Origin of the sequence: Streptomyces sp. NPDC127106, assembly GCF_042677605.1 — a bacterium.
Taxonomy (GTDB): Bacteria; Actinomycetota; Actinomycetes; order Streptomycetales; family Streptomycetaceae; genus Streptomyces.
This window is the reverse complement of the sequence record NZ_JBHXTC010000003.1, coordinates 23,940-46,788: the sequence shown is the minus strand read 5'-3', so window position 1 is coordinate 46,788 and position 22,849 is coordinate 23,940. Positions and strand designations below refer to the sequence as shown.

The window sequence follows — 22,849 nt, the reverse complement described above, 5'->3', positions numbered from 1 at the left end:
AGGGTAGTCGTGGGGGTACTGCTCTCTTACCTGCTCATTTTCCTTGTTCAATGCGGCTTGATGGTGTTGCAGATCGTCGGCGCGTTCCTGCTCGTGTTGAGTGCCGCGCTGTTCATCCGACGCTTCGCTCATGCGCGCAAGCGTCGAGCCGACGGCCACTTCCCCAAGGCGAAGCCAGTGGCGCCGTATGTGCTCGGCGGCATCGGCATGTGCTTGCTGGTTCCTACCACGGCAGCGCTCTCCGCCGGGAGGGAGTCAGGCCTTTTTGAAGCCTGGGCGATATAGGTCGAAACCGTTGTGTTCCGCGGGGGTGGAGACACCGGCGACGGCCCACAGGCGGCCAGGAGGACGGAAAGTCCTCCTGGCCTGCGGCTGGCTAGATGTCGCGGAAGGTCTCGATCTGGGCGCCGACCGAGTTGAGGCGCTCGGCGAGGTCCTCGTAGCCGCGGTTGATGACGTACACGTTGCGCAGGACCGAGGTGCCCTCCGCCGCCATCATCGCCAGCAGGACGACCACCGCCGGGCGCAGGGCCGGCGGGCACATCATCTCCGCGGCGCGCCAGCGGGTGGGGCCCTCGACCAGGACGCGGTGCGGGTCCAGCAGCTGGAGGCGGCCGCCGAGGCGGTTGAGGTCCGTCAGGTAGATCGCCCGGTTGTCGTACACCCAGTCGTGGATCAGGGTCTGGCCCTGGGCGGCGGCCGCGATGGCCGCGAAGAACGGGACGTTGTCGATGTTCAGCCCGGGGAACGGCATCGGGTGGATCTTGTCGATGGGCGCTTCGAGCTTCGAGGGGCGGACCGTCAGGTCGACCAGGCGGGTGCGGCCGTTGTCGGCCGTGTACTCCGGCGAACGGTCGTGGTCGAGACCCATCTCCTCCAGGACCGCGAGCTCGATCTCCATGAACTCGATCGGGACCCGGCGGATCGTCAGCTCCGACTCCGTGACGACGGCGGCGGCGACCAGGCTCATCGCCTCGACCGGGTCCTCGGAGGGGGAGTAGTCGACGTCGACGTCGATGTTCGGGACGCCGTGGACCGTCAGGGTCGTGGTGCCGACGCCGTCGACCCGGACGCCGAGCGCCTCCAGGAAGAAGCAGAGGTCCTGGACCATGTAGTTGGAGGAGGCGTTGCGGATGACCGTGACGCCGTCGTGCCGGGCGGCGGCCAGCAGTGCGTTCTCGGTCACGGTGTCGCCGCGCTCGGTCAGCACGATCGGGCGGTCGGGGCTGACGCCGGGCTCGACCTTGGCGTGGTAGATGCCCTCGGTCGCGGTGATGTCCAGGCCGAATCGGCGCAGGGCGATCATGTGCGGCTCGATGGTGCGGGTGCCGAGGTCGCAGCCGCCGGCGTACGGCAGGCGGAACTGGTCCATCCGGTGCAGCAGCGGGCCCAGGAACATGATGATGCTCCGGGTCCGGACGGCCGCCTCCGCGTCGATGGCGTCCATGTCGAACTCGGCCGGCGGGACGAGCTCCAGGTCGACGCCGTCGTTGATCCAGCGGGTGCGGACGCCGATGGAGTTCAGGACCTCCAGGAGGCGGTAGACCTCCTCGATGCGGGCGACCCGGCGCAGGACCGTGCGGCCCTTGTTCAGCAGGGACGCGCACAGCAGGGCCACGCACGCGTTCTTGCTCGTCTTGACGTCGATGGCGCCGGACAGCCGGCGGCCGCCGACGACCCGCAGGTGCATGGGGCCGGAGTAACCCAGGGAGACGATCTCGCTGTCGAGCGCCTCGCCGATGCGGGCGATCATTTCAAGGCTGATGTTCTGGTTGCCGCGCTCGATGCGGTTCACGGCGCTCTGGCTGGTGCCCAGGGCGTCCGCGAGCTGACTCTGTGTCCAGCCCCGGTGCTGCCGGGCGTCACGGATGAGCTTGCCGATGCGTACGAGGTAGTCGTCTGCCATGGGTGCACCGTATCTCAGATATGAGATGAGCTATGCGTCGGGTGTGGCGTACGGGTGTTACCGACCGTCAGTTTCCCCGGGGCGCAGGGCCGAACGGGTGCCACCGCGAGCAGTTCGCGAACCCGGCCGACCAGGGGCGAGCCCATAACATCTAGCTGGATACGGACAAATGGGTGAAGTTTGAGTGGATCGGGCGAGGTCTCAGTCCCACCAGAGCGACCACAGCGACGAGCGCACCATGCCGTCGCCGGTGCTGCAGGGGGCTTGGACCGCGTCGCGGCAGTAGCCCATCAGCTCCGTGGTGGCCTGCGCGGCACCCGGAGGATCCAACGGCGGCCGGTCGACGACCAGCTCCAGGTAGGCGCCCTGGGCGAGGAAGAGCCCGGCCCCCCACTGCTCGTGCCAGCGCCTCAGCAGGGCTGCGTCGTCGGCAGGCGTGAGGAACCGGTCGCCGTACCCGCACCAGTTGCCCGTCCCGATCACGTACGGCAGGACCACGGGCACCTCGTGGCCCCCTCGCACCGCCACGAAGTTGAGCCAGCGCTGACTCCGGCCCCCGAAGACGTCCCGGTCGCCGCAGCCCCAGCGCGACACCCCGGGCAGGGGCTCCGCGAGCTCCGGACCCAGCCGCGGGGCCAGCCGCTCGGGGTCGTAGTCGTCGCACCACTCCTCCCGTTCCGCCCCGGAGGCCTCCCCCGCCGACCACCGGAAGCTGGAGACCACGACGGATGCCGCGCGGGCGTCGTGGTCCTGGCGCAGCACCTCGGCCATCAGGTCCTCCAGGGCCGCGGCATCGACGCCGGAGTGCTGACTGCTGCGGGCCACGGCGTCCGGCGACAGCAGCGTGACGAAGGGCCACCAGCCGGTCTCCCCGTGCCGTCCGCGCCATTCGTCCCACACCTCGCGCACCCGGTCCCGGGGCACGGACACGCCGATCACCTCGACGCCCGCTGCCGTGGTGGCCCGCTGGGGCTCGGCCCGGGGGAGGCGGGCGCGCAGGGCGCGGACGAGCCCGTCGGCATCGAGCCGCGGCCGGTGGAGGAAGCTGCTCATGAGGTCCGGACCCTACGGTCCGCCCGCCCACCCCCGCATCCCGATAAGGCCCCTGGCTCCTGAGGCACTTGCTGGTCCAGGGCGCCGGCTCCGGGCGGCGACGCAGTTCCCGCCGCGCGGGCTCAGCCGGCCGCCAGGAACTCCGCCACGGTCGAGGTGACGCCGGCCGGGTCGTCGCGCCAGGGGAAGTGGCCGACCCCGGGCCGGATCGTGAGCCGGGCGTCCTTGAAGAGGCCGGCGTACTCGGTCATCACCGGGACGGGGCCCTGTAGGTCGAGCTCCCCGGCGAGGACGAGCACCGGCGGCTCGAACCGGCCGAGCGCGGCCCGCAGTGCGGCCGGGTCGTACGCGCCGTCCCCGCCGAAGGCGGCTGCCGCCTCCTGGTTCTTCCGGCTCTCGCCGTCGGCGGCGAACCGCCGGGTCGCCTCGTCCCAGCGGCCGTGGAAGAAGGGTTCGGCGGCCGTCCAGTCGTCGGCTCCGGCGCGGCCCGCGACGATGCGCTCCAGCGCCGCGAAGGCGGCCGGGAACCAGGGCTCCTCCCGGCGGAGCCGCGCGGCGGCCAGCCGCTGCTCCCCGCCGATGGTGATGCCGGTGGCGGCGACGCTCGGCGTGATCAGAGCCAGCTTGCCGGTGTGCTGCGGGTACCGGGCCGCGTAGAGCGCGGCGAGGTTCGCGCCGGCGCTGTGCGCGAGCAGGTCCATCCGGTCCGGGCCGAGGTGGCGGCGCAGTGCCTCGACGTCGTCGACCTGCCGGTCGCAGCGGTAGGTGGCCGGGTCCTCGGGCACGGCCGAGGCGCCCGTCCCCCGCGGGTCGAGGAGGATCAGGCGCCGGTGTGCGGCCAGGCCGCCGAGGTCGCCGAGGTAGGCGGAGTCCAGCATCGGCCCGCCGGGCAGGCAGACCAGGTCCGGGCCGTCGACGGTGTCCGGTCCGGTGAGGACGCGGTAGCTGAGGCGGGTGCCGTCGTACGAGGTGAAAGTGGGCATGCGGGCGACGCTCGCAGCCCAACCCCCGCGGGGCAACCGGGTTTCAGCCAGGTCAGCCAGGTCAGCCAGTCGGTCGCCGGGGCCGGCGACCGCGGGCCCGATCCCGGCCGGGAGGTCCGCGAGGGCGAGGGCTACGGCCTCGTGCGCGCTGTCCGCGAAGCCGGTCGCGTTCACGGCCCCGGTCTGCGGGCCCGGCGGGGCGGGGAGAAGCCCCTCCGGGCGGGACGCCCCTGCGAGCGGATCCGGGGCGGGCCCGCGGCGGCGTGTGTGAGACTCCAGCGTTGATCACCAGTGGGGGAGTCACGATGTACACGTACGGGCACGTGGGGCGGCCGGCTGCGGCCGCCGCGGTTCCGGCCGCCTCGGCGGCCCTGGCCCTGGCCCTGGCCTTGGCCTTGGTCCTGACGGGCTGCACCGGCGCCGACACGGCAGGCGGCTCGAAACCTTCGCCCACGTCGTCCACGAAGAAGGCCGCGACCGCCGACCGGGACACCGTGGACGCGGAGGTCCGCGCACTGGTGCGCGCGGCGGGCCTCGATCACGGGCAGGGCAAGACGACCAGCATCACCCAGAACGGTGTGAAGAACCCCGGCCTGGTCGACTGGACGGTCGTCCTGGACACCCCGCGCGCCGAGCGGGCGCTGCGCGCGATGGGGGCCGAAGCGGAGCGCCGCGGCTGGCACCCGGAACCCCTGGAGGACGGGAAGGTCATGTACGAGAAGTCCGGCTGGGTGCTGACGGTGGGAAGCTCCGCCACGGCGGACGTCGTCGCCCTCCGCGAGGGGGAGAGCCTGCTGTCCGTGTTCGCCCACGCCTGGGGCGCATGACGCACGACCGGCCCGGAAGGGGGGTGGGCGACGGCCGGCCGGGGCGGCCACGGCCAGCCGTCGCACGCCCGGGAGTGCGGCGTGCGCCACGCCGTGCATGACCAGGACGCGGCGATGCACTAGAGTTATCTCGACATCGAGATATCTGCCGAAGGCGTACCGCAGCCGCCCCTGCTGGTAAGGACTACCTAACTTAGCCTTACCTTAGCGGATTGGCCACAGGGCGTGGCGGCAGGATTGCGGTTACACGCGCGAATCATGCATGAAGGAGACTGTCGTGTCGGCGAACAGCTTCGACGCCCGCAGCACGCTGCAGGTGGGCGACGAGTCGTACGAGATCTTCCGGCTGGACAAGGTCGAGGGCTCCGCCCGCCTCCCGTACAGCCTGAAGGTGCTGCTGGAGAACCTGCTCCGCACCGAGGACGGCGCGAACATCACCGCCGACCACATCCGGGCCCTCGGCGGCTGGGACTCGCAGGCCCAGCCGAGCCAGGAGATCCAGTTCACGCCGGCGCGCGTGATCATGCAGGACTTCACCGGCGTTCCCTGTGTCGTGGACCTCGCCACCATGCGTGAGGCCGTGAAGGCGCTCGGCGGCGACCCGTCCAAGATCAACCCGCTGGCCCCGGCCGAGCTGGTCATCGACCACTCCGTCATCGCCGACAAGTTCGGCACGCCGGACGCGTTCACCCAGAACGTCGAGCTGGAGTACGGCCGCAACAAGGAGCGCTACCAGTTCCTGCGCTGGGGCCAGACCGCCTTCGACGAGTTCAAGGTCGTCCCCCCGGGCACCGGCATCGTCCACCAGGTGAACATCGAGCACCTGGCCCGCACCGTCATGGTCCGCAACGGCCAGGCGTACCCCGACACCCTCGTCGGCACCGACTCGCACACCACCATGGTCAACGGCCTCGGCGTGCTCGGGTGGGGCGTCGGCGGCATCGAGGCCGAGGCCGCCATGCTCGGCCAGCCGGTCTCCATGCTGATCCCGCGCGTCGTCGGCTTCAAGCTGACCGGCGAGCTGCCGACCGGCACCACCGCCACCGACCTGGTGCTCACCATCACCGAGATGCTGCGCAAGCACGGCGTCGTCGGCAAGTTCGTCGAGTTCTACGGTGAGGGCGTCGCCGCCACCTCCCTCGCGAACCGCGCGACCATCGGCAACATGTCGCCGGAGTTCGGCTCCACCGCCGCGATCTTCCCGATCGACGGCGAGACGCTGAAGTACCTCAAGCTGACCGGCCGTTCCGAGCAGCAGGTCGCGCTCGTCGAGGCGTACGCCAAGGAGCAGGGCCTCTGGCTGGACCCGAAGGCCGAGCCGGACTTCTCCGAGAAGCTGGAGCTCGACCTCTCCACGGTCGTCCCGTCCATCGCCGGCCCGAAGCGCCCGCAGGACCGCATCGTCCTGGCCAACGCCGCCCAGCAGTTCGCCGCGGACGTCCTGAACTACGTGGACGACGCCGACGAGGCGGGCAAGGAGTCCTTCCCGGCCTCCGACGCCCCGGCCGCCACCGACGGCGTGCCGACCCGCCCGACCCTGGTCACCCTGGCCGACGGCACCTCCTTCGAGATCGACCACGGCGCCGTCACCGTCGCCGCGATCACCTCCTGCACCAACACCTCGAACCCGTACGTCATGGTCGCCGCGGCGCTCGTGGCCAAGAAGGCGGTCGAGAAGGGCCTGGCCCGCAAGCCGTGGGTCAAGACCACCCTGGCCCCGGGCTCGAAGGTCGTCACCGACTACTTCGACAAGGCCGGCCTGACGCCGTACCTCGACAAGATGGGCTTCAACCTCGTCGGGTACGGCTGCACCACCTGCATCGGCAACTCCGGTCCGCTGGACGAGGAGATCTCGAAGGCGATCAACGAGCACGACCTCGCGGTCACCTCGGTCCTCTCGGGCAACCGCAACTTCGAGGGTCGCATCAACCCCGACGTCAAGATGAACTACCTGGCCTCCCCGCCGCTGGTCGTCGCGTACGCCATCGCGGGCTCCATGAAGGTGGACATCACCAAGGACGCCATCGGCATCGACACCGAGGGCAACCCGGTCTTCCTCAAGGACATCTGGCCGACCGAGGCCGAGGTCAACGACGTCGTGGCGAACGCCATCGGCGAGGACATGTTCAACAAGTCCTACCAGGACGTCTTCGCGGGCGACGCCCAGTGGCAGGCGCTGCCGATCCCGACCGGCAACACCTTCGAGTGGGACCCGCAGTCCACCTACGTCCGCAAGCCCCCGTACTTCGAGGGCATGACCATGGAGACCACCCCGGTCTCCGACATCGCCGGCGCCCGCGTGCTGGCGAAGCTGGGCGACTCGGTCACCACCGACCACATCTCCCCGGCCGGTGCGATCAAGGCCGACACGCCGGCCGGCAAGTACCTCACCGAGCACGGCGTCGAGCGCCGCGACTTCAACTCGTACGGTTCCCGCCGCGGCAACCACGAGGTCATGATCCGCGGTACGTTCGCCAACATCCGCCTGCGCAACCAGATCGCGCCGGGCACCGAGGGCGGCTTCACCCGCGACTTCACCGTCGAGGACGGCCCGGTCTCCTTCATCTACGACGCCTCCCAGAACTACCAGGCCGCCGGCATCCCGCTGGTCATCCTGGCGGGCAAGGAGTACGGCTCCGGCTCCTCCCGCGACTGGGCCGCCAAGGGCACCGCGCTGCTCGGCGTCAAGGCCGTCATCGCCGAGTCCTACGAGCGCATCCACCGCTCGAACCTGATCGGCATGGGCGTCCTGCCGCTGCAGTTCCCGGAGGGCGCCTCGGCCTCCTCCCTCGGCCTGACCGGCGAGGAGACCTTCTCCTTCACCGGCGTGGAGGAGCTGAACAACGGCACCACCCCGCGCACGGTGAAGGTCACCACCGACTCCGGCGTCGAGTTCGACGCGGTCGTCCGCATCGACACCCCCGGTGAGGCGGACTACTACCGCAACGGCGGCATCATGCAGTACGTGCTCCGCAACCTGATCCGCGGCTGACCGCAGCAGTAGATCCTGGCTCCACCGAAGGGCCGTATCCCCGTCACGGGGGTACGGCCCTTCGGCCGTCCGGGCGCAGGGCCAGGTTTCGGCGAGGTCTCAACTCGGAAAAGCTGGCAGACATGGCTGCGCATGATCTTGCTCACATGAACGGGAGTGGACTATACCTGTGCGCGTCGGGCCCGCCGCGGTCGTGCGGCGCCGGACGGGGGGACGGGCGGGGGGCTGCGGCGACGTCCGCGCGCACCACAACCGTCTTGATCCCCGGCTTCCTTCACACTTCGGACGAAGGCGAGGACTAGAGCATGGGATCCACTGACGAGGGCCTGGGCCGCCGCGATCTGATCAAGCGCTCGGCCGCACTCGGTCTGGTCTCGGTGCCGGCGACGGGCTTGCTGTCCGCCTGCGCATCCGGCGGCGACGCCTCGACGAACGGCCCCGTCAAAGGGCCCGTCACCAAGGAGAACCCTTTCGGCGTAGCCAAGGGCGGCAAGCTCGACGTCGTCATCTTCAAGGGCGGCTTCGGCGACGACTACGCGAAGACCTGGGAGGCCGCCTTCGACAAGAAGTGGGGCACCACCAGCTCCCACCTGGGCACCCAGGAGATCGCTGCCAAGCTCCAGCCCCGTTTCAACGTGGGCAACCCGCCGGACGTCGTGGACGACGCCGGCGCCCAGCAGATCAAGATCGACGTACTGGCCAAGGGCGGCCAGCTCACCGACCTCACCCAGCTCCTCGACGCCCCCACCCTCGACGACCCGAACCGCAGGATCCGCGACGTCCTGATCGCCGGCACCGTCGAACAGGGCACCCAGGGCGGCAAGTTCGTCGCCCTCTACTACGTCTACACGGTCTACGGGTTCTGGTACTCGGGCAAGCTCTTCAAGGAGAAGGGCTGGACCCCGCCGAAGACCTGGGACCAGTTCCTGGACATCTGCACCAAGGCCAGGGACGCCGGCCTCGGCGGCCTCGCCCACCAGGGCAAGTACCCGTACTACATCAACGTCGTCATCATGGACCTGATCGCCAAGAAGGGCGGTCTGGAGGCCATGAAGGCCATCGACAACCTGGAGCCGGGCGCCTTCGAGGGCAACCCGGCCGCCCTCGCCGCCGTCGAGGCCGTCTACGAGGTCGTCGAGAAGGGCCTGCTCATGGCGGGCACCAACGGACTGACCCACACCGAGTCCCAGACCGCCTGGAACCAGTACAAGGCGGCCTTCATCCCCTCCGGCTCCTGGCTGGAGAACGAGCAGCTCAAGCAGACCCCGGAGGACTTCGACATGAAGTTCCTGCCGGTGCCGGTCCTCGCCGACAGCAAGCTGCCCGTCGAGGCCATCCGGGCCGGCGCGGGCGAGCCCTTCATCGTCCCCGAGAAGGCCGCCAACAAGGCCGGCGGCCTGGAGTTCCTGCGCTCGATGCTGTCACGCGAATGGTCCACCCTCTTCGCCCAGCAGGCCAACTCCCTCACGGTCGTCAAGGACGGGGTCGACCCGGCCGTCAGGCTGCGGCCGGGCACCCAGTCGGCCGTCGAGGCCGTCAAGGCGGCGGGTCCGAACACCTTCAACTATCTGTACCCCGACTGGTACAGCGAAATGGACACCGAGATCCAGAACGCGTCCAATGAGCTGATGGCCAAGCGGATCCAGCCAAAGGAATGGATCAAGCGGGCCCAGGCTGCGGTAGACAAGGCCGCCAAGGACCCGAACGCGAAGAACAACCGCCGCAGCTGACGCCACCGACGGACGGACGGACACCATGAGCCACGTAGCCAGGGGACGGGGGCGGGCCGGCTTCATCAGCGGCTTCCTCTTCCTGCCGCTCGCGCTGTACCTGACCTTCGTCATCTGGCCGTACGTCCAGACCTTCGGCTACTCCTTCACCAACTGGTCGGGCCAGTCACCCACGTTCGACTTCGTCGGCTGGGACAACTACACGACCCTGCTCCAGGACGAGGTCTTCCGCGGCGCGCTCTGGCACAACCTGCTGCTCCTGGTGTTCGTCCCGGCCCTCACCATCCTGCTGGCCCTCTTCTTCGCCTTCATGGTGAACGCGGGAGGGCGCAGCGGGGCCGGCGGGGTGCGGGGCGTGCGCGGCTCCTCCGTGTACAAGATCGTCTACTTCTTTCCGCAGGTCCTCTCCCTGGCCATCCTCGCCGTCCTCTTCGGCGCGGTGTACCGCAGCGACGAGGGCGGCCTGCTCAACGGCTTCCTGGTCGGGCTGGGCCTGGTCGACCCGGCCCACCCCGTCGAATGGCTCAACGAGCCCGACCTGGTCCTGTGGTGCCTGCTGTCCGTGGTGGTCTGGCACGGGGTCGGCTTCTACCTCGTGCTGTTCTCGGCGGCCATGCAGTCCGTCCCCAAGGACATCTACGAGGCCGCCCTGCTCGACGGCGCGGGGCGCGCCCAGACCTTCCTCAAGGTCACGCTGCCCCTGCTGTGGGACTCCGTGCAGACCTCCGCCGTCTACCTCGGCATCGCCGCCATGGACATGTTCGTGCTGGTCTCGACGATGACTTCCGGTCAGTTCGGCGGCGGGCCCGACCACCACAGCGAGGTCATGGCCACGGTGCTGATGCGCAACTTCCTGTACTTCGGCAAGAGCGGCTACGCCTGCGCCATGGGCGTGGTCATGCTCCTGCTGACCCTGATCCTCTCCGTCGTCACGCTGCGCGCGACCCGCCGCGAGCGCATCGAGTTCTGAGCGGGAGACCACGATGACCACTGTGATCAAGGCGCCCGGAGAGCGCTCCGAGGAGCGGGCGGGCGGCGGCGGCCCGGCGCAGGGCTCCGGCGGAGGCTCCGACGGCACGGCGCTGAACGTCTTCTCGCACGGGTTCCTCGCCGTCTGGGCGGTGCTGATCGTCCTGCCGCTGGTCTGGCTGGCGCTCGGGTCGTTCAAGACCGACTCCCAGATCGGCGGCTCGGCCCTGAGCTGGCCCTCCAACTGGCACTTCGACGCGTTCGCCCGGGCCTGGGACAAGGGCATCGGCGACTACTTCGCCCACACCCTGATCGTGATGGCGTTCTCGGTGCCGCTGACGATGCTGCTCGGCTCGATGGCGGCGTACGTGCTGGCCCGCTACCCCTTCCCGGGCAACCGGGTCGTCTACTACTTCTTCGTCAGCGGGGCCATGTTCCCCGTCTTCCTGGCGCTCGTCCCGCTGTTCTTCATGGTCAAGCGCCTCGACATGCTCAACACCTACCAGGGGCTGATCCTGGTCTACGTCGCCTACTCCATGCCGTTCACGGTCTTCTTCATGCACTCCTTCTTCCGCACGCTGCCGACGGCCGTGTACGAGGCGGCGGTGATCGACGGGGCCTCCGACACCCGGATCTTCTTCCAGGTGATGCTGCCCATGGCCAGGCCGGGCCTGATCAGCGTCGGCATCTTCAACGTGCTGGGCCAGTGGAACCAGTACATCCTGCCGTCCGTGCTGATGCAGCCGCAGACCGGATCGGACCCGGAGCGCTACATGCTGACCCAGGGCCTGATCCAGCTCCAGTACCAGATGGGCTACGAGACGGACCTGCCGGTGCTCTTCGCCGGTGTGACCATCGCGATGATTCCGATGCTGGTGGTGTACCTGTCCTTCCAGCGGCAGATCCAGGCCGGCCTGACCTCCGCCACACTGAAGTAGCCCCGCGGGCACCCGGAGGCGGCAGAGGGCCGCACAGTGCCGTGGGGGGCCGTAGGAGCCGTGGACAGCCGGCCCCTGCGGCCCCCACAGCACGATCTAGAGGGATGTCTCTCATACTTATGACGGATAAGGGCAGATTCGTGCCGTGTCCGCCTCTTGACGTGTGGATGCCCAAGAGCTCGACTTAGGGTTCACAAGTTGGAGAGACGCCGGCGTCTCGGAGACTCCAGTCCGCGATCGCCGGCCGGGGGGCGACGGCCGGCCGTCGCTTATGGGCAGGAGTGGATGAGTCGTGCAGACTCCCGGATCGCAGTCTTCACTGCACCGTGCGAATCTCGAGCGGGTCGTGCGGGCGGTGCGGCTCGCGGGTTCGCTGACCCAGGCGGAGATCGCCCGGTCCACCGGACTGTCGGCGGCCACGGTCTCCAACATCGTCCGGGAACTCAAGGACGGTGGGACCGTCGAGGTCACGGACACCTCGTCCGGCGGCCGCAGGGCGCGCAGCGTCTCCCTCAGCGGCGACGCGGGCATCGTGATCGGCGTGGACTTCGGCCACACCCACCTGCGGGTGGCGGTGGGCAACCTGGCCCACCAGGTGCTGGCCGAGGAGTCGGCACCGATGGACGTGGACGCCTCCTGGGCGGACGGCTTCGACCGGGCGGAAGTGCTGGTCGGACAGCTGATCGCGGGCATCGGGGTGGGCCTGGAGAAGGTCATCGGCGTAGGGCTCGGCGTGCCCGGCCCGATCGACGTGGAGTCCGGGACCCTCGGCTCCACCGCGATCCTGCCGGGCTGGGCCGGGATCAACCCGCGCCAGGAGCTCGCCCGGCGCCTCGGCGTGCCCGTGTACGTGGACAACGACGCCAACCTCGGCGCCCTCGGCGAACTGGTGTGGGGGAGCGGCCGCGGGGTCAAGGACCTGGCGTACATCAAGGTGGCCAGCGGCGTCGGCGCAGGCCTGGTGATAAACGGGCAGATCTACCGGGGGCCCGGCGGCACGGCCGGCGAGATCGGGCACATCACGCTGGACGAGTCCGGCCCGGTCTGCCGTTGCGGCAACCGCGGCTGCCTGGAGACCTTCGCCGCGGCCCGCTACGTCCTGCCGCTGCTCCAGGGCACGCACGGGCCCGAGCTGACCATGGAGCGGGTCGTGGAGCTGGCCCGTGAGGGCGACCCCGGATGCCGGAGGGTCATCGCCGACGTGGGCCGCCATGTGGGTAGTGGCGTCGCGAACCTCTGCAACGTCCTGAACCCGAGCCGGGTGGTGCTCGGCGGCTCCCTGGCCGAGGCCGGCGAGCTGGTCCTGACCCCCATACGCGAGTCCGTGGGGCGGTACGCCATCCCCAGTGCGGCACGCCAACTCTCCGTCCTCACCGGCTCGTTGGGCAGCCGCGCCGAGGTGCTGGGGGCGCTGGCCCTGGTGCTCAGCGAGATGGGCGATTCAACCCTTCTGGCCGATTCGTCGTCGCTGAAGCTCTTGCCTTCAGTTAGATAACGGATGGCACCGTTGTCATCTCGTTAAGGATTCACTCCTTGACGGCAAACTTGCGGCCGGGGTTGACTCCATCACACCTCGGCCGCACCGTCGCGGCCTCGTCAGGGAGGTTCAGGAAATGAACACGCGTATGCGTAGAGCCGCCGTAGTCGTCGCCGCCGGCGCCATGGCCGTGTCCCTCGCCGCCTGTGGCAGCGCCAAGGAGGCCGGTGAGAAGCCGAAGCAGTCCGGCACCGCCGCCGCCGCGGGTGGTGCGATCAAGGTCGGTCTGCTCCTGCCCGAGAACCAGACCGCGCGCTACGAGAAGTTCGACAAGCCGCTCATCGAGAAGAAGGTCGCCGAGCTCACCGGCGGCAAGGGCGAGGTGGTCTACGCCAACGCCAAGCAGGACGCCACCACGCAGAACTCCCAGGTCGACACGATGATCACCAACAAGGTGAACGTCCTGATCGTCGACGCGGTCGACTCCAAGGCCATCGCCGGCGCGGTCAAGAAGGCCAAGGAGGCCGGCATCCCGGTCGTGTCCTACGACCGCCTCGCCGAGGGCCCGATCGACGCCTACACCTCCTTCGACAACGAAGAGGTCGGCAAGGTCCAGGGCAAGGCCCTGCTGGAGGCCCTGGGCGACAAGGCCAAGGACGGCGACATCGTGATGATGAACGGGTCGGTCACCGACCCGAACGCCGCCCTCTTCAAGAAGGGCGCCCACTCCGTCCTCGACGGCAAGGTGAACATCGGCAAGGAGTACGACACCAAGGAGTGGAAGCCGGAGAACGCCAACACCAACATGGCGGGCGCGATCTCGGCGCTGGGCAAGGACAAGATCATCGGCGTCTACTCCGCCAACGACGGCATGGCCGGCGGCATCATCACGGCCCTGAAGGCGGCCGGCATGAGCCCGCTGCCCCCGGTCACCGGCCAGGACGCCGAGCTCGCGGGCGTGCAGCGCATCGTCGCCGGTGAGCAGTTCATGAGCGTCTACAAGCCGTACGCCCCCGAGGCCGAGGCCGCCGCCAAGATGGCCGTCGCCCTCGCCAAGGGCGAGAAGCTCGACGGTGTGACCACCTCCACGGTCGACAGCCCCACCACCAAGGGCGTCCCCTCGGTCCTGGTCCCGGTCGTCTCGCTCACCAAGAACAACATCAAGGACACTGTCATCAAGGACGGTGTCTACACGGCCGACGAGATCTGCACCGAGAAGTACGCGGCCGCCTGCACTGCCCTCGGCCTGAAGTAGGCCGCACCGGCCTCCACGAAGGGTCGTACGAAGGCCACGCCGGCCCGCCCGGGCCGGCCGCGGCCCCGCACGGACCCCCCAGCCGTGTGAGGCTCCAGCGTCCTGCCGGCCGGGGGCCCGCTCCGCGGCCTCCGGTCCACCGGGACCCCCGCGCCTGCCCGGCGCCCCGCCCACTCATCCCCGCCACCAGCGGGACGCCGGGCAGAAACGATTCCTCCACCCTTACCCCGCTCCTGCACTTACTGCACGACATCCCCGCCGGTCAGGCGGCGAAGGAGATGGTTCATGTGTCCGCTGCGCCCGTGCTGGCGTTGCGAGGGGTCTCGAAGCGGTTCGGCGCCGTCCAGGCGCTCACCGATGTAGACCTCGAGATCCACTCCGGCGAGGTGGTCGCCCTCGTCGGCGACAACGGCGCCGGCAAGTCCACGCTCGTCAAGACGATCGCCGGCGTGCACCCCATCGATGACGGCGTCATCGAGTGGGAGGGCAAGCCGGTCACGATCACCAAGCCCCACGACGCCCAGAACCTGGGCATCGCGACGGTCTACCAGGACCTCGCGCTGTGCGACAACATCGACGTCGTCGGCAACCTCTTCCTGGGGCGCGAGCTCAAGCGCCGCGGTGTCCTGGACGAGGTGGAGATGGAGCGCCGCGCCCGCGAGCTCCTGACCACCCTGTCCATCCGGATCCCCAGCGTCCGTATCCCCATCGCCTCGCTCTCCGGCGGTCAGCGCCAGACGGTGGCGATCGCCCGTTCGATGCTCGGGGAGCCCCAGCTCGTCATCCTCGACGAGCCGACCGCCGCCCTCGGCGTCGAGCAGACCGCGCAGGTCCTCGACCTGGTCGAGCGGCTGCGCGAGCGTGGTCACGCGGTCATCCTCATCAGCCACAACATGGCCGATGTGAAGGCCGTCGCCGACCGGGTGGCAGTCCTGCGGCTGGGCCGCAACAACGGTGTCTTCAAGGTCGCGGACACCTCGCAGGAAGAGATCATCTCCGCCATCACGGGAGCCACGGACAACGCCGTGACCCGTCGGGCGGCCCGCACCGGGGAGGCTCGCAAGTGAGCACGGAACACCACACCCATGCGGAAGAGGTGGCCCAGCTGGCCAACCCGGCCGCCCCGGCGGACGCCATTCCCGCGGTGGACCCCCGTCTGCTCGTCCGCGAGCAGGGCCTGACCGGCTACCTCAGCGAGTTCCGCCGCAAGATGAAGGCGGGCGACCTGGGGTCCCTCCCGGTGGTGATCGGCCTGATCGTCATCTGGGGCATCTTCCAGGGGCTGAACGAGAACTTCCTGTCCCCGGAGAACCTCACCAACATCGCGATCACCATGGTCGCCACGGGCATGATGGCCGTCGGCATCATCTTCGTGCTGCTGCTCGGTGAGATCGACCTCTCGGTCGGCTCGGTCAGCGGCGTCTCGGGTGCCCTCTTCGCCGTCCTGGCGGTCACCAACGGGGTCAACGAGTGGGTGGCGATCCTCGCGGCGGTCGCCGGCGGTGCCCTGATCGGCGCGATCCACGGCTTCTTCTTCGCCAAGGTCGGCGCGCCGGCCTTCGCCGTCACCCTGTCGGGCCTGCTGTTCTGGTCCGGTGCCATGCTCCAGATCCTCGGCAGCAACGGCACGATCAACATCGACCCCGACGGTGTCGTGGGGCAGCTGACCACGTACTACTTCACGGACGTTGCGGCGGCCTACGGCCTCGCCGCGGTCGCCACGGCCGGGTACTTCCTGGCCGCGTTCACCGACAACAAGCGCCGGGCGGAGGCGGGCGTCCCGTCCCGCCCCCTGAGCGAGCTGCTGCTGCGCACCGGCCTGCTCGCCGTGTTCACCTTCGGCCCCGCCGCGGTGTTCAACCAGTACAAGGGCCTCCCGCTCGCGGTGGTGCTCTTCGTGGTGGTCCTGGTCGGCACGGACTTCCTCCTGCGCCGCACCAGCTTCGGCCGGAACGTCTTCGCCCTCGGCGGCAGCGTCGAGGCCTCCCGCCGCGCGGGCATCAACGTCACCGGCATCCGCGTCGCGGTGTTCTCCATCGCGGGCACCTTCGCCGCCATCGGCGGGCTCTTCTGGTGCTCCAAGATCGCGGCGGCGAACCAGAGCGCCGGCGCCGGCGATCTGCTGATGAACGTCATCGCGGCGGCCGTCATCGGCGGCACCAGCCTCTTCGGCGGCCGGGGCAGGACCTGGAACGCCCTCCTCGGTGTCATGGTCATCACCTCGATCCAGTACGGTCTGGCTCTCGAGGGAATCGCCACTCCCGTCCAGTACATGATCACCGGTGCGGTGCTGCTGGCCACCGTGGTGATCGACTCGATCACGCGCAAGACCCAGAAGACCGCCGGACGCGTCTGACAGCACGCCCAACGCGGTAAGACCGGTCACAGTGCCCGGTGCCACTCCCCGTGGCACCGGGCACCTGTGCGTACATCAGTTCGTTGGCGCGTGCGGGCAACTGTACGGATATGCACCCGAATGTGAGGTGTGACGTCGGGCGGATGCGCACAGGAATGACAAAGCTGTGACCCGCATGCGGCAGCCCGATGACCGGGGTCGCCGACGGAACATTAGACTCGACAGACCAGCAAGCAACTGCAAGGAGGCACGGGTGCTGCTGACCCGCATCAAGGGACCGCGCGATCTGGACCGGCTCAGCCAGGAGGAGCTCGTTCAGCTCTCCGCCGAGATCAGGTCCTTCCTCGTCGACGCCGTCTCCAAGACCGGCGGGCACCTCGGCCCCAACCTCGGTGTGGTCGAGCTGACGATCGCCCTGCACCGGGTCTTCGAGTCGCCGAAGGACCGGATCCTCTTCGACACGGGCCACCAGGCCTACGTCCACAAGCTGCTCACCGGCCGCCAGGACTTCGCCGGCCTGCGCACCAAGGGCGGCCTGTCCGGCTACCCGTCGCGCGCCGAGTCCGAGCACGACGTGATCGAGAACTCCCACGCCTCCACCGTGCTGGGCTGGGCCGACGGCCTCGCCAAGGCCAACGAGGTGCTCGGCCGGGCCGACCACCACGTGGCCGCCGTCATCGGCGACGGCGCCCTGACCGGCGGCATGGCCTGGGAGGCGCTGAACAACATCGCCGCCGCCAAGGACCGCCCGCTGGTCATCGTCGTCAACGACAACGAGCGCTCCTACGGCCCCACCATCGGTGGCCTCGCCAACCACCTGGCCACCCTGCGCACCACGGACGGCTACGAGCGCTTCCTGGCCCGCGGCAAGGAGATCCTGGAGCGCACGCCCGTCGTCGGCAAGCCGCTCTTCGAGACCCTGCACGGCGCCAAGAAGGGCCTGAAGGACTTCATCGCCCCGCAGGGCATGTTCGAGGACCTGGGCCTGAAGTACATCGGCCCCATCGACGGCCACGACATCGAGGCGCTGGAGTCCGCGCTGCAGCGCGCCAAGCGCTTCAGCGGCCCCGTCATCGTCCACTGCCTCACCCAGAAGGGCCGCGGCTACACCCCGGCCCTGGAGCACGAGGCGGACCGCTTCCACGCGGTCGGCGTCATCCACCCGGACACCGGCCTGCCGGTGAAGACCGCCGCCGCCAGCTGGACCTCCGTCTTCGCCGACGAGATGGTGAAGATCGGCCACGACCGCCCGGACGTCGTCGGCATCACCGCCGCCATGCTCCACCCGGTCGGCCTCAACAAGTTCGCCGAGGCCTTCCCGGAGCGCATCTACGACGTCGGCATCGCCGAGCAGCACGGTGCGACCTCCGCCGCTGGCCTCGCCACCGGCGGCGTCCACCCGGTCTTCGCGGTGTACGCCACCTTCCTCAACCGCGCCTTCGACCAGGTCCTGATGGACGTGGCCCTGCACAAGTGCGGCGTCACCTTCGTCCTGGACCGCGCCGGCGTCACCGGCGACGACGGCGCCTCCCACAACGGCATGTGGGACATGTCGATCCTCCAGGTCGTCCCCGGCCTGCGGCTCGCCGCGCCCCGCGACGCCGAGCAGCTTCGCGCCCAGCTGCGCGAGGCCGTCGAGGTCAAGGACGCCCCGACCGTGGTGCGCTTCTCCAAGGGCGTCGTGGGCCCGGCCGTCCCGGCCGTCGGCCGCATCGGCGGCATGGACGTGCTGCGCGAGCCGGCCCCCGAGGTCACCCGGCCGGACGTACTGCTCGTCTCGGTCGGCGCGCTCGCCCCGATGTGCCTGGAGATCGCCGACCTCCTCGACAAGCAGGGCATCAGCACCACCGTGGTCGACCCGCGCTGGGTCAAACCGGTGGACGAGGCCCTCGCCCCGCTGGCCGAGCGGCACCGGGTCGTCGTCACCGTCGAGGACAACGGCCGCGCCGGTGGTGTGGGCTCCGCGGTCTCGCAGGCGCTGCGCGACGCGGGCGTCGACGTGCCGCTGCGCGACTTCGGCATCCCGCAGCGCTTCCTCGACCACGCCCTGCGCAAGGAGATCCTGGCCGAGATCGGGCTGACCGCCCCGAACATCGCGCGGCAGGTCACCGGCCTCGTCGCCAAGCTCGACGGGCGCCTCGACAGCGAGCCGGCCGCCGCCGTCGACTGACCGCCTCCGTCGGCCGCCCCCGTCCGGCGGTCCGGGCGGCGTGTCCGGGCGGCGTGTCCGGAAAACGCCCCGCGCACGGTGCGTAGATCGATGCGCGGTTGCACGTCACGGGCCGGGAGATCACTCTTGAAGAGTGGGCCTCCCGGCCCGTTCGTGCGTCGACACCTGTTCGGAGGTGCGTCGGTGAGTACGGATATCAACAGCCCCTTCCGCACCAAGACGGTGGAGCAGTCCATACGCGACACGGAGGAGCCGGAACACGCCCTCAAGAAGTCGCTGTCGGCCTGGGACCTCACCATCTTCGGTGTCGGTGTCATCATCGGCACGGGCATCTTCGTCCTGACGGGCATCGCGGCCCGCAACAACGCCGGCCCCGCCACCTCCCTCTCCTTCGTGGCGGCCGGCGTCGTCTGCGCCCTCGCGGCCCTCTGCTACGCCGAGTTCGCGTCCACCGTTCCGGTGGCGGGCTCGGCGTACACGTTCTCGTACGCCTCGATCGGCGAGTTGCCCGCGTGGATCATCGGCTGGGACCTGGTGCTCGAATTCGCGCTCGGCACGGCGGTGGTGGCGGTGGGCTGGTCCGGCTACGTCCGGCACCTGATGGACACCAACCTGGGCTGGCAGATGCCCGTCGCGCTCTCCGGACCCGATGCGGGGGGCACCTTCGACCTACTGGCGTTCTTCCTGGTCCTGGTGCTGACCGCGATCCTGGTCATCGGCACGAAGCTGTCCGCCCGGATCACCGCGATCGTGGTCGCCATCAAGGTGACCGTCGTCCTGCTGGTCATCATCGCCGGCCTGTTCTTCGTCAAGTCCGACAACTACGCGCCGTTCATCCCTCCGGCCCAGCCGCAGCCCGCCGGCGGGAGCCTCTGGACGGCGCCGCTGGTGCAGGTGCTGTTCGGCTACGAGCCCACCAACTTCGGTGTCATGGGCATCTTCACGGCCGCCTCCCTCGTCTTCTTCGCCTTCATCGGCTTCGACGTCGTGGCCACCGCGGCGGAGGAGACCAAGAACCCGCAGCGCGACATGCCGCGCGGCATCCTGGGCTCGCTGTTCATCTGCACGATCCTCTACGTCGCCGTGACCCTCGTGGTGACGGGCATGCAGAAGTACACGGAGATGTCGCCGACCGCCCCGCTCGCCGAGGCCTTCAAGTCGGTGAACCAGCCGTTCTTCGCCGGCGCCATCAGCCTCGGGGCGTCCGTCGGTCTGATCACCGTGTGCATGATCCTGCTGCTCGGCCAGACCCGGGTGTTCTTCGCGATGAGCCGTGACGGGCTGCTGCCGCGCGTCTTCTCCGTCACCCACCCGAAGTACCGCACCCCGTACCGGGCGACCGTCCTGCTGGGTGTGGTCATCGCCGTCGTGGCGGGCTTCACCAGCCTGGAGAACCTCGCGGAACTGGTGAACATCGGCACGCTGTTCGCCTTCGTGGTGGTCGCCCTCGGCGTCATCATCCTCCGCAGGACCCGCCCCGACCTGCACCGGGCGTTCCGCACCCCGTGGGTGCCGTTCGTCCCGATCCTGTCGATCGCGGCCTCGCTCTGGCTGATGCTCAACCTGCCGACCGAGACCTGGGTCCGGTTCGCCATCTGGATGGTCATCGGCTTCATCGTGTACTTCGCCTACAGCCGCGGCAACAGCCGCCTGGGCAAGGTCGGCACGGACGCCAAGTACTGACCCGCCGAAAGTACGACGCCGCAGTACGCCGCAGCACGCGTCGGGCCCGTACGGGAGACCTCCCGGTACGGGCCCGACCCGACGCGTGGCGGCGCGGTGGGTGCCGTCGGCGGGGCGGGCGGCGCCCCGCCCGGGCTCACCCCTTGGCCGTGGCGGGGGACTTCTTCGCGTCCGCCGGGATCTTCTGGTCGGTGCGCAGGGCCTCCCACAGCTTGCCGGCCTGCGGCTGCGCGACGACGACCCGGTTGGGGTCGACCTTGTCGTAGGCCACCGGGAGCAGGATGGTCTCCATGGTGTCCGGGTCCACGCCCTTCATGCTCTGCGCGAAGTCGGCGAGCGCGGTGAGCGAGGCGAGTTCGGAGTCGGTGGTGAGCGACTTGGTGCCCGCGTCCGCGAGCTTGTAGAGCCGGGCCGGGTTGCCGAGGGCGTCCTGCTTCTTGATCTCCGAGAGCATCGCCATCATGAACTGCTGCTGGAGGCCTATGCGCCCGAGGTCGCTACCGTCGCCGTAGCCGTAGCGGGTGCGGACGAACTTGAGGGAGTCGGTGCCGTTCAGCCGGTGCGTGCCGGCGTCCAGCTTCAGGCCGCCCTTCGCGCCGGTCATCGGCTTGTCCAGGGTGACGGTGACCCCGCCGAGCGCGTCCACCAGGCCCTTGAAGCCGGCGAAGTCGACCTCCACGAAGTGGTCCACGCGGATACCGGACAGCTGTTCGACGGTCTTGACCACGCAGGCCGGCCCGGCGAGCGTGTAGACGGAGTTGAACATGACCCGGTCGGCGGCCGGGACGGTCTTGCCGTCGCCGCCCTTGCACTCGGGCCTGGATATGAGGGTGTCGCGGGGGATGCTCACCGCCGTGGCGCGGGACCGGCCCTCCGGGAGGTGGACCAGCATCGCGGTGTCCGAGCGGGCGCCGCTGACGTCGCCGTGGTCGAGGTCGCCGTTCGCGCCGTCGCGCGAGTCCGAGCCGAGGACCAGGATGTTCTGCGCGCCGGGGGCGACCTTCTTCGGGCGGTTGTCGCCGATGGCCTGGTCGAGGTCGACGCTGTCGATGTTGCCGTTGAGGTGGCTGTACGCCCACCAGCCCGCGCCGCCGGCCGCGAGGATGAGCACCGCCACCACCAGCAGCACGATCCGCAGGACGCGCCGTCCGCCGCGCCGCGGCTTGCGCCGGGTGGAGGGAGGGGTGGCCGAGGGGCGGTCGGTCATGGAGGCAGTGCCCTTCTATTATCGATGGGGGTGCATCATAAGACACCCTTTCGAGTGGCTGATTCCTTCGGGTGAAGAGCCCTGCCCCTCGGGGTGTGAACATATCGGGCAGAAGGGTGGTATACGGAGTGATCCGCGGCAAAGACGGTAGCCGAGCCGCCTCTTCGGCTCGCGGGGCGCAGGACGCCCGTACCGGCGGACCTGGGGCACGCCGGTCCACCCCGCCGGCCGGCACCTGGCTGTTCAAGGGCGGCGACGGCCGCCTGACGGCCTATGCCTGCACTCCGGGCGGCCTGCTCCGCTGGACCGAGGCGGCCGCCCCCTTCACCGGCTGGACCGGCCCCGACACCTTCGACGTCCCGGGCTGGTCGGGAACCGCCGCCATGGCGCGGACCTGCGAGGGGTACGTCCACTTCGCCGCCCTGCGGGCTGCCGAGGACGGCTCGGGCCTGCCCGAGGTCATCGTCTCCACCCAGTTCCAGCCGGGCCGCCCCATGATCGACTGGTACAGCCTCGGCACCCCGGCCCTGCGCGACGGCCCCGAGGGCGACCGGCTGACCGGCCCGCCGCGGATCGCCGTCAACCAGCGCTCCGGCTCCACCCACGTCATCGTCTCCCTGCGCCACTCCGGCATCCTGCGGCGCAGCCGCAACGCCGAGGGGGCGTGGGGCGCCTGGAAGCAGGTGGCCGCACAGCCCTACCCGGGCGACGTGGTGCCGCTCATGCCGACCGGCGGAGTGCTGGAGGTGCTCGCCGTCGGCCCGTCCGGCCCCGACCGCTGGACCGGCATCGGCCAGGGCCGCTTCGGCCTCACCGACCGCATCCCCACGCCCGTCGTCCCCGGCACCCCGGTCGCGTACGGGACGGGCCCGCGCCGGGCCACGTACTTCTGGCGCTACCCGGGCGACGGCTCGCTGGTCGCCTGGCGGGCCGCCCGCCAGGGTGTCCAGGGCGGCCTGATGGGCCTCGGCGGCGCGGGCGGCCGCGGCGCGCCCGGCGTCACCCGGGCCGTCCTCGGCGGCTACGACTGCACGGTGCTCGCGCAGACCGGGGCCGACGGCGACGTCGAGGTCACCGCCTACGTCACCGAGAACGAGGGCTACGGCACGTGGTGGGCGTCCATCGGCGGCCACGGCGCGTACGCCCCACAGGTGGACGTGGACGCGGCCGGCCGGGTCGTCGTCGCCGCGTTCGACGAGAGCGGCACACCGATGTGCGCCCGCCAGGACACCACCGTCCAGGGGCTCGCGTTCGGCCCCTGGGAGCCCCTGGCCTGATCCGGGCGGCGGACCGGGCCGGGCCG

17 protein-coding genes are annotated in these 22,849 nt (G+C 70.0%); 13 read left to right on the top strand and 4 right to left on the bottom strand.

Annotated features, from left to right (window positions below; all coding sequences use genetic code 11):
• The first annotated feature begins 9 nt into the window (after positions 1-9).
• Positions 10-285 carry a hypothetical protein gene (locus tag ACFVGY_RS04755; RefSeq protein WP_385670989.1) on the top strand — a complete coding sequence of 92 codons (276 nt, stop codon included), beginning with the start codon at positions 10-12 and terminating at the stop codon, positions 283-285.
• 91 nt (positions 286-376) lie between these two features.
• Here the strand turns inward: ACFVGY_RS04755 and ACFVGY_RS04750 are convergent, their stop codons facing one another.
• The 3 genes from ACFVGY_RS04750 to ACFVGY_RS04740 form a co-directional block, all read right to left on the bottom strand.
• On the bottom strand, positions 377-1,906 hold the full coding sequence (locus ACFVGY_RS04750; RefSeq protein WP_385670986.1) for a helix-turn-helix domain-containing protein: 1,530 nt from the start codon (positions 1,904-1,906) through the stop codon (positions 377-379).
• 201 nt (positions 1,907-2,107) lie between these two features.
• Positions 2,108-2,959, bottom strand: a complete 852-nt coding sequence (locus tag ACFVGY_RS04745; RefSeq protein ID WP_385670983.1) for a DUF4253 domain-containing protein — start codon at positions 2,957-2,959, stop codon at positions 2,108-2,110.
• 122 nt (positions 2,960-3,081) lie between these two features.
• The gene (locus ACFVGY_RS04740; protein ID WP_385671556.1) at positions 3,082-3,942 is read right to left on the bottom strand and encodes an alpha/beta fold hydrolase; all 861 of its coding nucleotides are present in this window, start codon (positions 3,940-3,942) and stop codon (positions 3,082-3,084) included.
• Between the two features lie 305 nt (positions 3,943-4,247).
• Between ACFVGY_RS04740 and ACFVGY_RS04735 the strand changes: the two genes are divergently transcribed.
• The 11 genes from ACFVGY_RS04735 to ACFVGY_RS04685 all read left to right on the top strand — a co-directional run bounded on the left by ACFVGY_RS04735 (position 4,248) and on the right by ACFVGY_RS04685 (position 20,339).
• Positions 4,248-4,769: a hypothetical protein gene (locus tag ACFVGY_RS04735; protein ID WP_385670980.1), complete on the top strand. Its 522-nt coding sequence runs from the start codon at positions 4,248-4,250 to the stop codon at positions 4,767-4,769.
• A gap of 277 nt (positions 4,770-5,046) precedes the next feature.
• Entirely contained in the window at positions 5,047-7,761 is a 2,715-nt protein-coding gene (acnA, locus tag ACFVGY_RS04730; protein WP_385670977.1) for an aconitate hydratase AcnA, read from the top strand.
• 305 nt (positions 7,762-8,066) lie between these two features.
• A complete protein-coding gene (gene ngcE / locus ACFVGY_RS04725; protein ID WP_385670975.1) occupies positions 8,067-9,491 on the top strand; it encodes an N-acetylglucosamine/diacetylchitobiose ABC transporter substrate-binding protein in 1,425 nt (474 codons plus the stop codon).
• Positions 9,492-9,516: 25 nt separating this feature from the next.
• Positions 9,517-10,461: a carbohydrate ABC transporter permease gene (locus ACFVGY_RS04720; RefSeq protein WP_385670972.1), complete on the top strand. Its 945-nt coding sequence runs from the start codon at positions 9,517-9,519 to the stop codon at positions 10,459-10,461.
• Positions 10,462-10,474: 13 nt separating this feature from the next.
• The gene (locus ACFVGY_RS04715; protein ID WP_385670969.1) at positions 10,475-11,398 is read left to right on the top strand and encodes a carbohydrate ABC transporter permease; all 924 of its coding nucleotides are present in this window, start codon (positions 10,475-10,477) and stop codon (positions 11,396-11,398) included.
• A 292-nt stretch (positions 11,399-11,690) separates the two neighbouring features.
• A complete protein-coding gene (locus tag ACFVGY_RS04710) occupies positions 11,691-12,893 on the top strand; it encodes an ROK family protein (protein WP_385670966.1) in 1,203 nt (400 codons plus the stop codon).
• Positions 12,894-13,023: 130 nt separating this feature from the next.
• On the top strand, positions 13,024-14,130 hold the full coding sequence (locus ACFVGY_RS04705; protein ID WP_385670963.1) for a substrate-binding domain-containing protein: 1,107 nt from the start codon (positions 13,024-13,026) through the stop codon (positions 14,128-14,130).
• A 278-nt stretch (positions 14,131-14,408) separates the two neighbouring features.
• Positions 14,409-15,197: an ATP-binding cassette domain-containing protein gene (locus tag ACFVGY_RS04700; RefSeq protein WP_385424969.1), complete on the top strand. Its 789-nt coding sequence runs from the start codon at positions 14,409-14,411 to the stop codon at positions 15,195-15,197.
• Positions 15,194-16,486 carry a sugar ABC transporter permease gene (locus ACFVGY_RS04695; RefSeq protein ID WP_385670959.1) on the top strand — a complete coding sequence of 431 codons (1,293 nt, stop codon included), beginning with the start codon at positions 15,194-15,196 and terminating at the stop codon, positions 16,484-16,486. Before ACFVGY_RS04700 ends, ACFVGY_RS04695 begins: the two co-directional genes overlap by 4 nt.
• Positions 16,487-16,739: 253 nt before the next feature.
• Positions 16,740-18,656 (top strand): 1-deoxy-D-xylulose-5-phosphate synthase, encoded by a 1,917-nt coding sequence (gene dxs, locus ACFVGY_RS04690; protein WP_385670957.1) that lies wholly within the window; start codon positions 16,740-16,742, stop codon positions 18,654-18,656.
• Positions 18,657-18,839: 183 nt separating this feature from the next.
• Positions 18,840-20,339, top strand: a complete 1,500-nt coding sequence (locus tag ACFVGY_RS04685; RefSeq protein WP_385670954.1) for an amino acid permease — start codon at positions 18,840-18,842, stop codon at positions 20,337-20,339.
• 136 nt (positions 20,340-20,475) lie between these two features.
• On the opposite strand, the gene ACFVGY_RS04680 is transcribed toward ACFVGY_RS04685, so the two are convergent.
• Positions 20,476-21,546 carry an LCP family protein gene (locus ACFVGY_RS04680; RefSeq protein ID WP_385670952.1) on the bottom strand — a complete coding sequence of 357 codons (1,071 nt, stop codon included), beginning with the start codon at positions 21,544-21,546 and terminating at the stop codon, positions 20,476-20,478.
• Positions 21,547-21,674: 128 nt separating this feature from the next.
• Between ACFVGY_RS04680 and ACFVGY_RS04675 the strand changes: the two genes are divergently transcribed.
• Positions 21,675-22,823 (top strand): hypothetical protein, encoded by a 1,149-nt coding sequence (locus ACFVGY_RS04675; RefSeq protein ID WP_385670949.1) that lies wholly within the window; start codon positions 21,675-21,677, stop codon positions 22,821-22,823.
• Positions 22,824-22,849: the final 26 nt, after the last annotated feature.